Here is a 12,085-nt window from a genome sequence, read left to right as displayed (position 1 = left end):
TCTAAATTTGCCGATATGGACTCGAAAATTGGAATAAATGGATTTTATGTAGCTAATTTCAGTAGAAAGTACCTGTACAGCCGTTTCTTTAGGAAATAACTGTACGTTTTCCATTTAAACTGAATTTTCAAGCATTAATCGCTGAAATAAATGGAGTTTTTCCAGTTAATTTATTAAGAGTGATCATTTTTCTTAGCTTTTGGTGTTTTCTGTGTTTGAGAGGTATCTAGTGACTTCTGTAGTGATTTAAGTGCTTGATCATGTTTGTTCACTACATGAATTGCAGCATCTCCAAGTATTTTAATAGCATCTCCATGACGGTTTACAACTTGAATTGCAGTTCCTCCAATTTTTTGTATAGCTTCTCCATGCTGATCAACCAATTTTTTTGAATGTTCACCAATAGTAAAAAAGCTAGTTCCTGAGACTCCTAAATCAGATGTATGATAAGGATTGTTTGTATTGTGTTTTTTAATATTACCCACAATTTCCAAGAGCGATTTCTTGTCAGGAGCCTTCATTTCTGTAAGTTCTATTTTTCTAGTCAACTCTTCAATTTCTTTATTTTTAGTGTCAATTATTTCTTCATAATTACCCATCATGGCAAACCAATCTCTTTTGAGTATGTTTATGAATGAAGCCATTTCATCTGCACTGCCAGCAATACGATTCAGAAGTAGGATGTTATCTTCCAATATTTTTGGAACTTTTGCATGAGGATAACGAAGTAAATGATCAATTTCACCATAACCTTCTTCAAAAATGGTTCTTACTTGAATTTCAGCGACAACAACACTCTCTTTAGTTATATTTAATTCAACTAAATAATGAACTGAACGATATCCAGAAATTCTAGAATCTATTTTTGCTCCTAATAGCTCGTACTGTGTTTTATCATCACCTTCACGAATGTTTGCAGTGACCTCTATCACTTTCCAAGTATTATCGATAAAAGTGTTAATTGCTTCCCAATCTTCTTTAAAAATATGGATTGCTCTGATTCCTATTAAATCGGTAATTTCATCTCTGTAATTATCAATAGAAAATTGAAAATTGGGGTCTTTTTTTGATTTTTGACGGTCAGGTGTCTTTCTGATAAGTTTAGCAACTAAATGCTCAGGATCTTTAACACGAGATCGCACGGTATGGATATTTCCATTTGTCCTTAATATTTTAGCAATGTATTCTGCATGTATTGAATACGCAGCAGATTTTCCGATAAAATCATTAAAAATTTCGATGAGTGTATCCCAGTTAATATCATGATCTGTTAGATCTTTTTCTTCAAGGTTGTAGTTATGTAAGAAGGCGTCCTTGTCCAACATTTAATTTCACGTCCAATCGTTTTTACTTATTTAGCTTATTGTAGCAAATGGAAATAAAAAAAGCCTCTATAAAAAGGAACTTTGTAAAAGTTACTCGACTTCGACACTGCAAGTCTTTCTTTCGATCCAACAATTTTAAATTTTTCCCTCCTATTATAAGTGATAGAAGAGCTTGTGAGATTTTTGTGAGTATGAAATGATAGAATCACTAGTATCTGACAATCGGAAAAAGGGGACCCATAGTGAAGAGTTTTCGTCAAATTATAGGAATCAGTTTGGTGTTCTCGTTTTCTATCTTATTATTTATTGGCATTTATTCGCAGATGATCCCAAGCCAAAACAAGCAGACTGCCAAACAGGGTGTTTTGGATCTATCTAAGGAGGATTTCCACAAGCTGGGCGTTGTTTCTTTAGATGGGGAGTGGGAATTTTATGAGGGGCAGCTGTTAACTCCGACCGATTTTCAATCAGGGACGCGCAGAGATGTCTCATATATAGACGTGCCTGGTTTATGGAAAGGAAAGACATTAGAAGGTGGAGTAAGGAACAAAGGTTACGGAACATACCGTCTCTTGGTTCGAGTAGATAATACCGATGACATCTATGGCATGAAGCTGCGCAGTATCCGCATGTCCCATCGGCTGTATGTCGATGGCAAATTGGAGGGGGGAAGCGGACTTCCAGCAGTTAATAAAGAAACCAATATGCCGGGGAATACACCTTACAGCACTTTTTTTCATGTGAATTCGCAGGAATTTGAAATTTTATTGCAAGTGGCGAATTATGAATATATGTCTGGGGGAATTGTAAATGCCATTCAATTTGGCTTGCACGCAGACATTTCTAAACTGAATAGCTTATTAATCGGAGGCGATTTATCCCTCATTTTGGTGCTTGTCATGTTCGGAGCTTATCATCTCAGTCTTTATTTCCTTCGTAGTCGTGAGAAAACGTATTTACTGAGCGGGTTATATCTCTTCTCCACGGCGGGTGTCCAGTTTCTGTATGGTGAGAAGCTGTTTCAACGACTGATGCCTCAAGTTCCTTTTGATATCACGTACAAAATGCTGGATAGTTTTGAGTTTATTAGTTCGATTCTCTGTTTATTGTTTTTTTGTTCCATCCACCAGAAGTTGATTTCACGCAACAAGATCAAGCTGTTAATTGCGCCAATTGTTATGATCGTAATCATTGTCGTGATCTTCCCGTATGCGCTCTATAATGAAATGAGAAGTGTATTCTTTCTCTATATAGGTTTCGTGCCCCTATTGCTTCTCGGTCGCATGATTTATCTGTTCTTCGACAGTAAGCGAGGTACCTATGAACGGAAAGAGCTCGGCTTGTTTATAGTAGCCATCGTTTCGTTAATGGTATCGTTAGTAGATGGTGTATTATATTCGGAAAGTGCGATTTCATCGGATTTATGGCATAAAGTTGGGGTCATTGGTTTCATTACGATAATGAATCTGCTGTTAGCGGTACGCTTAACCAATGCGTATGAAAATACAGAGCTTCTGACACATCGACTTACCGTCTCTAATCAATTGAAGGATGAGTTTCTGATGCATACCTCTCATGAAATTAAAACGCCGCTGCATGGAATCATGAATATTACCTCATCTTTACTGGATGATGATGAGCATAATTTATCTGTTAGACAGAAGCAAAATCTATGGCTAGTCAAGGATACATCCGTTAAATTATCGATGCTTATGCAGGATCTCATTGATGTGACGCGGTTGAAGCACGGTGAACTACGGTTGCTTATGACCGTTGTTGATGTGCGGACTGTGACCCAAATCGTATTTGATGTTCTGCAGTTCGAACTTGCAGGCAAAGCGGTACGCTTAGATAACCAAGTGCCTCCTGATATGTGGGTCCAAGCGGATGAGAATCGGTTGCGTCAAATCATGTACAATTTAGTGCACAATGCAGTGAAGCATACTGAACAAGGTAAGATTAGTGTAAGTGCAAGTGCAGTGGGAGAGGACATTCACATTGCCGTTGAAGATACAGGGACGGGTATTTCATGGGATAAATACGCCAAAGTATTCGAGTATTTCGACCAACAAGAGCATACTTTACCAGAGGATGGCTACACAGGCATGGGGGTTGGCTTGTATATCAGTCGCAAGCTCGTAGAGCGAATGGGTGGGGACATACGGATTGACTGGACAGAAGTTGGCCAAGGTACGCGAATGGTTTTCCAACTTCCTACGGCTATTAATTACATCCCTGTGAGCCAAGAACGTTCGATGGTGGACAACTACCCCCAAAGACATGGAAATGACCCTGAATCTTTGGATAGTCTAGAAGAGCATGCACATACGATTCTCGTCGTGGATGATGAAGCTTCCAACATGTATACCTTGCTTAATATTCTCAAAAGACATAGCTATAACGTGATAACGGCCTTTTCTGCCAAAGAAGCGATGAGTAAGATGAGTGAACACCCGGCAATTGATTTGATTATCCTAGATGTGATGATGCCAGGCGTTTCCGGGATTGAACTCTGCCGAGTGTTGCGTACACAGCATTCCATTCTCGATTTGCCTATTTTATTCGCGACTGCCAAAGACACTTCACAAGATATTGCACTTGGATTCAGTGTGGGAGCGAATGACTACGTTACAAAACCGTTCGAAGCCGAGACGTTAATCGCGAGAATTCAGACCTTGATTGCGATGAAAACCTCGATCCAAGAAGCGATTCGTAACGAGCTTGCTTTCCATCAAGCGCAGATCAAGCCTCATTTTCTATATAATGCGCTTAGCAGTGTTATTTCATTTTGCTATACGGATGGCGAGAAAGCTGCTTATTTATTGTCGAAACTCAGCCAATTCTTGCGTTATATTCTGGATATGGACCGAAATGACTTATTCGTCAGTCTTCATCGGGAGCTCGATTTAATTGATGCCTATGTGGAGATTGAGAAGGCGCGATATGGAGATCGATTTGAATTTATTTGTTATGTGGATGAAAGTCTGAAGCATCTCTCTATTCCTTCGCTCTGCATCCAACCATTTGTGGAGAATGCGATTCGTCATGGTTTGTTCGAGAAAGAGGAGTATGGAACAGTCACACTTACGATCCAAGAAGGGGATGGTTATTTACACGTGACCGTACAGGATAATGGGATCGGAATCCCTGATGATGTGCTCTATCAGATGGCGAGCGGAGAACGTGTCAGTGGAGGCATTGCCATTGCGAATATTCGTAAAAGGGTAGATACAATCCCAGGAGCTTCACTGTCGATTAGTTCAGAGATGGGGCGTGGAACGAAGGTTACCATGTATCTGCCTTTAACCGGGAATGATAAGGATGTCTTCGTGGAAAGGTGGGATGAACTTGATTAGGGTGGTTATAGTTGAAGATGAGAAACCGATTCTCGAATTAATGAAGGTTCTGATCGGAAGGAACCCGCATTACAGCATCATTGGGGCTTTTACTAATCCACAGGAAGCGCTAACAGCGATATTGGAACTGAAGCCTGACCTAACTTTTTTGGATGTAGAGATGCCGAAAATGAATGGGCTTGAACTTGCTCAGCGAATAAATGACATGATGGAGCAGACGAGAATTATTTTTACAACAGCCTATAAGGAGTATGCGTTAGATGCCTTCAAGGTCTATGCTTTTGACTATATCCTAAAGCCAGTCACACCTGCTGCAATTGAACGCATTACGAGTCGCCTCTTGAAGCTGGAACAAGTGACTGAGCCCAACGTAATCAAAACGCGGCAGTCTGTAATCCGTTGTTTCGGAAGTTTGGAGGTACGCAATCCGGAAGGTTCACTTGTCCGTTGGCCAACGAAAAAGACGGAGGAGCTGTTCGCCTATTTCCTCTGCCATCCAGGACAGGACATTAACAAATGGTATTTGGCCGATATGTTATGGCCCGATATGTTGGAAGACCGCGCTTCGCATAATTTACATAATACGATTTATCGCTTGAAGAAGTTGTTGAAAGAACAAGAAATCGGGATGGATATTCTCAAAACGAATGATGGGTATATGATAGATACGTTAGGGAGTATGTATGATTTATTGGAGTTCTAGTTAAGTGAGATAACCACCTTAGAAGAGATTCAAGATATGACGCGAGCGGAGCGAATATTTTCCCTTTATCGGGGCTCGTTGTTAGACCGCAAGGATTATCTCTGGAAAACCCAATTGGAGGAGAATTATAGGAAACAATATACATCGCTTGTATATCTATTGATTCAACGTTGTCTGCTCGAAGAAGCCTGGGGTCAAGCAGAGTTTAAGTTAGATACGTACTTGACGTTGTATCCTTTAAACGAAGAGATGCACCAGATGCTGATAGATATCTATGCAAAAAGCGGGAAAAAGGAACGAATTGCTAAGCACTATACCAACTTCAAAGCGTTGTATTTGAGAGAACTCGGCATAGAGCCTCCGAAGGAAATGAGGGATAGCGTAGCTGCTTATTTAAATTAAAACATAGATAAAAGACGGAGAGCATTCAATTGCTTTCCGTCTTTTTGCGTATATTCGACATGAATTTCCTTTTTGTGAGAATTTTGAGAGAGGGAGTCTTTATACTGGTTAGGTATATAGTACTATTCCTTTGCGTGACAGTCAGCGTCCAGAAATCAGCGATATTTTATACATTGGGAGAGAGATAAATGAAGAACTTGCGTAGGCTGGTTATTGTGCTGCTAGGCGTTTTATGCGTATTTATGAGTCATTTTACGATTACTGGGGCAGATCCGCCGGAAACATATGACGCAGAAGCGCTATATGAGAATGCGGAAAAATCCGTTTTTTATGTACGGGCTTTTCGTGAGGATGGGACGCTGAAAGATGTGGGGACTGGATTCGTCGTGAAACCAGATGGCACGGCGCTCACGGCCTACCATGTAATCGCTGGCGCTGACCGGATCAGCTGTGTTTGGCAGGAAGCCGCCGTTGAAATGAATTGTTCTGTTGTTTCACAGGATGAAACACTGGATACCGCAGTGCTGAAACTTCCATTTGCTCAGGGCAGCTCTGGTAAAGTAGATGATTACGCTTATTTGAATACACGGAAAAGCAAAGTTAAGCACGGAGAGAAAGTGTATGCCCTTGGTTATCCCATGAAAGATACGAAGATCATCACGGAGGGCATCGTCAACACGCCGCGAGCGAATATCAACGGCAGAGACAGGATTCTGATATCCGCACAGATCGTGAACGGTATGTCCGGGGGTCCGATTTTGGATAAATATGGGAATGTCATCGGACTGATTTCGGGATCACTACGGACGATGAATAATATACATTTGGTTGTGGGCAGCGACGATATACATAAGATTTTATTGAAAGATCCCAATTAGGAGGTTCGAGGGTGGATAAACGAATAGGCAAATGGGTGTCAATGGTTCTTGTGGCCAGTATGGTAATAATGATGTTGTACAATCTGTCGCCAGGCTTGGTGCAGGCAGCTGTGAGCCAGAACACAGGCTACGTGAGTAGATACATTAATAATGTGGAGATTGTGAATCGCCAATCCGTAGGTAGTTTTAGCGATACCTCATTTGGTGGGCTGTATGATTTCGAGGATGATGAAGATGACTTTGGTTCGCCTAATAGCGCTGCCTCGAATGCAGCACCGTTCAATGCGTTCCCTTGGTTTTATCAAGCTGCTTTTGGGGGTGGGCTTGCGGGTGTAAGCGTGACGAGTATTGGCGAGGAGCTTGATCCGAATGATGATGACATCGAGTTTAACCAAACATCTATCAATCGGCTGGATGGTCATTTTATCGGCAAAATCAGAGTATCGAGTATTCCGGCGTTGAAGAAGCTGGCAGAAGGTGGCACTGCACGGTTCATGGTGAAAGTGGGTATTTTGAACAGTTCATCTGATAACAATGCGTCCATATGGGTCTATACTGATAAGCAAGATCGGGCAGGAGACGTTTTGCATGAACATGACGGGACAGCGTATTTAGGTTGGAATGCAAGTCCATCCAAATGGACGCATACCTCTTATGCGGATGATGATGAAGATACGAGGAACGTCAATTCGCCATGGCTTAGCTTTGCATCTGATGACTATATCATTATCGAGACAGAAACAAATAACGCAAGCACAGAAGTCAATGGAATTCGGTTGCATTTTGCGGATATCGATGCGCCTACAATTGCGAATTATACATTTACTTCTGATGGTACTGAACGTGAAAATGCGATTTTAAATCAGCAAGAGCTATTCTTGAAAAAAGATCAGAAGCTGGCGCTGTCTTACAACTTCAGCGAAGCTGTGAAAGCTGATGCACCAGCTGCGGCTGCTCATTTAAACAGCCATTACTTATTTACCAACCCCGCAGGTACAGGGCTGCCAGCCTCGGGCGAGAATCAAGGCATGAAACTGAAGTTGACTGCCGATGAGCTGAAGGATTTCACGAAGACACTCCCCTATGAGTATAAAGCATCGGATTTTCATCATACCGGCAATCTGCCCATCTCTGATGGCGGTGAATTGGAGAGACATCGCCTCAACGATGCATCGCTATGGGAGAAAATCGATGGGGCAGAATTCCATGATGCTGCGGGTAATCCTCTGCAATTAGATGGCTTTTCCAAAGCCAGTTCGACGAGTAGTGCTCAATTAGCGGGTAAAACGGTAAATCCGTTTGACTTTACATCTGGCCAAGGCTATCGAGTCATCATCGATGCTGTTCCGCCTAAATATACGTCGGTTGCCAACGGCATTCAACCCGATATCGTTACGGGCAGCACGCTGAATAAAGGCGATGTCATTGATTTCAAGGTGCAATTAACCGAGGATACCATCGTCAAAGAAGGGTTGAACGTCGGCGGCTTATATCTCCAATTGAATAACGGAATGAAGGCCTATTACCTCGAAGGTGAAAATACAAGCGTGTGGACGTTCAGAGCGACGGTGTCTGATGTTGATCTAGATGTATCGCTGCTGAAAGCGATCGCGCTAACACATAACGATAAGCCGGGTCATACGGATACGGCGGTTATTCAAGATTATGCAGGCAATCTGCTCATGGATGCTGCCAATACGAGTAAATCGACGAATAGTGACCCGTCGAAGTCAGTCGCCAATACGAAGATTGACTGGGCGAAGCTGTCCATAGACAATACGAAACCAGAGCTAACTTTCCGCTATGAAGATGGTACCGTGGTGAACAATGTCTACTGGAAAACCGCGAAAATCACAATCGACGCTAATGATCCTGCGATCACAACACCAGCGTTAGATCCCGATGAAGCAGGAGCTGTTAGGCCGAGCCGAGGCATCTATCGCCCGCTCAATCTTACAGGTTTGCCGAGCAACAGCTCGCCAGGCGTTGGACTTGTGTACTACCAATGGAGTCACAGCGAGCAGGATCCGTTAGCAGGGAAAGAAGCAGACCAATTTGCTGCTGTAAAAAGGTATTCCCTCACAGGCTTGCAGCCAAGAGATGGACTGTATCCTGGCGAACTTCCCGATGTGAATCTCTTGGTTGTAAACAACAAGACGAACTCGCTGTTGCCTCCAACAGAAGCATTCACGGCAGAGAACAGCGGGACGTGGTACTTGCATACATGGACAGCGGATATGACGTGGGATACGGCAAGGGAACTGATGCAGGTTACTAAAATGAAGCAGTTCAAAATAGCGAATCCGATCCCATATAACGGCTGGATCAATGAATATAAGGCAGAGCATCCGGGCAGCTCGGATACGGATGCACAAACTTACGCTGACGGTAAAGCGTTGGAGGCGGTCGGCCAGTATAACAATATCAACTTATGGACGCCAGCAGATTTCAATCAGGATGATTCCAATTGGGTTTATGGTGTTGCTGCGGTCCACTTGGACAATAAATCACCCTCGGTATCTGCGCATATTTCCCAGGGAAACAACACAGCTGTGGTCAAGGCACGTGTAGAAGCAAGCGATGAACACAGTGGTATTGATACGAGCAAACTCCTTTACCAATGGGTGAAAGCGGGGGGACAACCGCAAGAGATCAGCTGGGAACAAGTTCCTGACAGTGGAACGGTCAGCACGCTGAATAAAGTTATCGAAGCAGGCGCCTATCAATTGTTTGTGCGAGCGGTAGACAAAGCTGGTAATCGGACCGACATGAAGATGGAGGATGAAGCGGTTGTTAATTACAGCGTGAACATTCATGCCTCGTTCTCGCCGGAACCTTCCGAGACTTATGTACAAAGTCATGACATCGCCTTTGCTATCGATGGTATAACCGTGGGAGAGGCGGTATATGCCTTCAGTACTTCGGCTGCCGCACCACAAGCGGACTTGTTTCAAGCTTTGCAATTCACGCCAGCTGTAGTGGATCCGGTGACGGGACAAGTGGTTACAAGTGCCGTATATACAGCTTTGAAGGATACAGCGCTGAATGGCGTGCAGTATGTACATATTCGAATCAAAGAGCCAAATGAGAATATCTACTATGACTTTAACGCGGCATTTAAATGGGACAACAAAGCGCCTGTCGTTCATTTCAGCACGATGGAAGTCGGCTATCCGAAATCGTCGCATACAGTCGATATCGTGGCTACGGAGTTGCTATCGCATGAAGGGATGACAACCCGCTACCAATGGGTTCCGACTGCGGCGGCTGCGCCGATTGCATCTTCTAGCGAATGGAAGCAACTTCCGACTGACGGCTCCGTGACCCTCGACAACACGAAGTTGGCTGAGGGCGAAGTTGTGGATTATAACTTATACATCTACGCAATAGACGGAGCGGGTAATGGCGCAATCACGCATACGGGTGCGTTCAAGCTATCCAGAGAAGAAAATACACCGATTGAAGTTCGCAAGTCGGATCTCGTCTATCTCGAAGGTAACGATGTGGACGGATACGAGGCTATCGTCAAGGCAGAGCTGAAAAACGTGAAGCTAGACAGCTATGAATATGCCATATCTGCGGATAACGGAGCGACTTGGCAGCCATGGCAGCCCTACACCAATTTCGTGAAAGTCAGCGTGACAAGTGGTAAAGCAGCGGATTTGAAGCTGAAAATCAAATTCAAATCAGCGTCAGGTGTGGTCAGCGGTATGGCTGATATTGACACGTCATCATATGTCCCTTCGAATGAGCCGCTTTATGGACTAGCCTCCCAGCCTTCATTGCGACCTGTGTCTGGTCATGCGACGCTGAACATTGCCGTGAAGCCTGGCATCCGAGTCGTACCTGCACCGCTGGGGGAGAACCCGATGCTGCCGGTGCGTACGAAAGGCAATGCGTTCGAAGTTAGCTTGAATGGCGCATACTCGTTTAAGCTAACAGATCTGACAGATGAGTCACGCGTAGAAACGTTGATCGTTGTCGTGAACAACGTGGATAATACACCGCCGATCGGCACGCTCACCTATAGCGTGATCGGTCCGACCACATCGAACGTGCGTGTGAAGCTCTCCACTTCCGAAGATGTTCGAATTACGAACAATGAGGGACGTTCCAGTTACACGTTTACCGAGAATGGCTCCTTCACCTTCGAGTTCGAAGATGAAGCAGGAAATGCAGGAACGGCTACAGCTGTTGTAACGACGATCGACAGAGCACAGCCAACGGCTCGCATCGTCAAGTCTTATAGCTACGGAAGTCAAGGAGCAAAGACGTTCAAAACCATTAAAAATGAACAGGATCAAGTGATTCTCGCGCAAGGCGTAACGTTAAGCGTTGAGAAAACGCATCCGAGCGATAAAGATTTTATGATCGTTAGAACTCCGAAAGATACAACTTTGTATACGAACGGGGCAGCGGAGTTCACGATTGCAGATGGGTTAGGCAATACGTCTGTTGTAGAAGAAACAATCACGCATATCGTGCCCAAGTTGCCGGATCCTGAACATATCGATTACCAATTCGTTGATGACAACGGAGTCGCCGTCACCCAAGACAAGATCGTTACAATCGGCGGGAAATCGTATGCCAAAGGCAAAATGAAAGTAACCCTGCAAGGCCATGTCGATGCGCCAAACCAAGTATTCAGAGGTACGGTTCCCGTATCGGACGGATCAAGCTTCACCAATCTTATCAGCGATGCCAATGGTCATTATGAGTATGCGATGACGTACGGCGCAAATGGGGAAATGCGCGTTGCGCTTACTGATCTTCTTGGAAACGAAACGATCTCCCTACTTAAGGTTGAAGGGTTAGACAATACAGCACCAACCATACAATTACATCAGAAGTTCGCTGCCATCGTGCAAAATAAGGCTGATTTCAACCCGAGCGTCGATCTTGGCGGATATACAGTTGCCGATAATGTATCGGAGGCTCGGAATTTGAGGGTTACGGTGGAACAACTCGATCTAACACAGCTTGGCAGACAAACTGTGCTCTACACCGTTACCGATGAGGTTGGCAATTCGTCCACGGTGAAGCAAGAAGTTGTCGTGCTCGCAAGCGCGGGGCTGCTCATTGTGGGCAACGATCAAATCGTGACTTCTGCCACCAATGAGAGTATTTTGTTTGATCGCAATGAGATTACGTTCACCATCACTGGCTACAACGAAATGAAGGTTGCTGGTGAAAATCTAGTGAATGAGCGTGGCACTTACGATATTTTGTATCACAGCGGTTTATATCGAGAAGGGCAGATGAAATACATTGCTCAGAAAATCACGATGGATCAGTTGCTGAATAACAGATTCAAGGTTATTTTTCCTGAAACAGGCTGGTATACGATTATCGTGAGAACCCAAGAACGCGAGAGGGAGTTCGCAACCTTCTTTATCGGCAAAATAAATAAATAGACCGGCA

At 43.9% G+C, this 12,085-nt stretch carries 6 protein-coding genes; 5 read left to right on the top strand and 1 reads right to left on the bottom strand.

Annotated elements, in window-relative coordinates; all coding sequences use genetic code 11:
• Window positions 1-173 precede the first annotated feature (173 nt).
• Window positions 174-1,325 (bottom strand): RelA/SpoT domain-containing protein, encoded by a 1,152-nt coding sequence (locus tag HQN88_RS18105; RefSeq protein ID WP_173114996.1) that lies wholly within the window; start codon window positions 1,323-1,325, stop codon window positions 174-176.
• A 242-nt stretch (window positions 1,326-1,567) separates the two neighbouring features.
• On the opposite strand from HQN88_RS18105, the gene HQN88_RS18100 reads away from it, so the two are divergent.
• From HQN88_RS18100 to HQN88_RS18085, 5 genes are all read left to right on the top strand, one after another.
• The gene (locus HQN88_RS18100; RefSeq protein ID WP_337995163.1) at window positions 1,568-4,681 is read left to right on the top strand and encodes an ATP-binding protein; all 3,114 of its coding nucleotides are present in this window, start codon (window positions 1,568-1,570) and stop codon (window positions 4,679-4,681) included.
• 1 nt (window position 4,682) lies between these two features.
• Entirely contained in the window at window positions 4,683-5,384 is a 702-nt protein-coding gene (locus HQN88_RS37715; protein WP_274318764.1) for a response regulator, read from the top strand.
• A 36-nt stretch (window positions 5,385-5,420) separates the two neighbouring features.
• Window positions 5,421-5,786 carry a bacterial transcriptional activator domain-containing protein gene (locus HQN88_RS37710; protein ID WP_246320305.1) on the top strand — a complete coding sequence of 122 codons (366 nt, stop codon included), beginning with the start codon at window positions 5,421-5,423 and terminating at the stop codon, window positions 5,784-5,786.
• Window positions 5,787-5,974: 188 nt separating this feature from the next.
• Window positions 5,975-6,664 carry a S1 family peptidase gene (locus HQN88_RS18090; RefSeq protein ID WP_173114993.1) on the top strand — a complete coding sequence of 230 codons (690 nt, stop codon included), beginning with the start codon at window positions 5,975-5,977 and terminating at the stop codon, window positions 6,662-6,664.
• 11 nt (window positions 6,665-6,675) lie between these two features.
• A complete protein-coding gene (locus HQN88_RS18085; protein ID WP_173114990.1) occupies window positions 6,676-12,078 on the top strand; it encodes a hypothetical protein in 5,403 nt (1,800 codons plus the stop codon).
• Window positions 12,079-12,085 lie beyond the last annotated feature (7 nt).

The organism is Paenibacillus qinlingensis (assembly GCF_013204845.1).
Taxonomy (GTDB): Bacteria; Bacillota; Bacilli; order Paenibacillales; family NBRC-103111; genus Paenibacillus_E; species Paenibacillus_E qinlingensis.
This window is presented reverse-complemented; position numbering and strand designations above follow the sequence as displayed.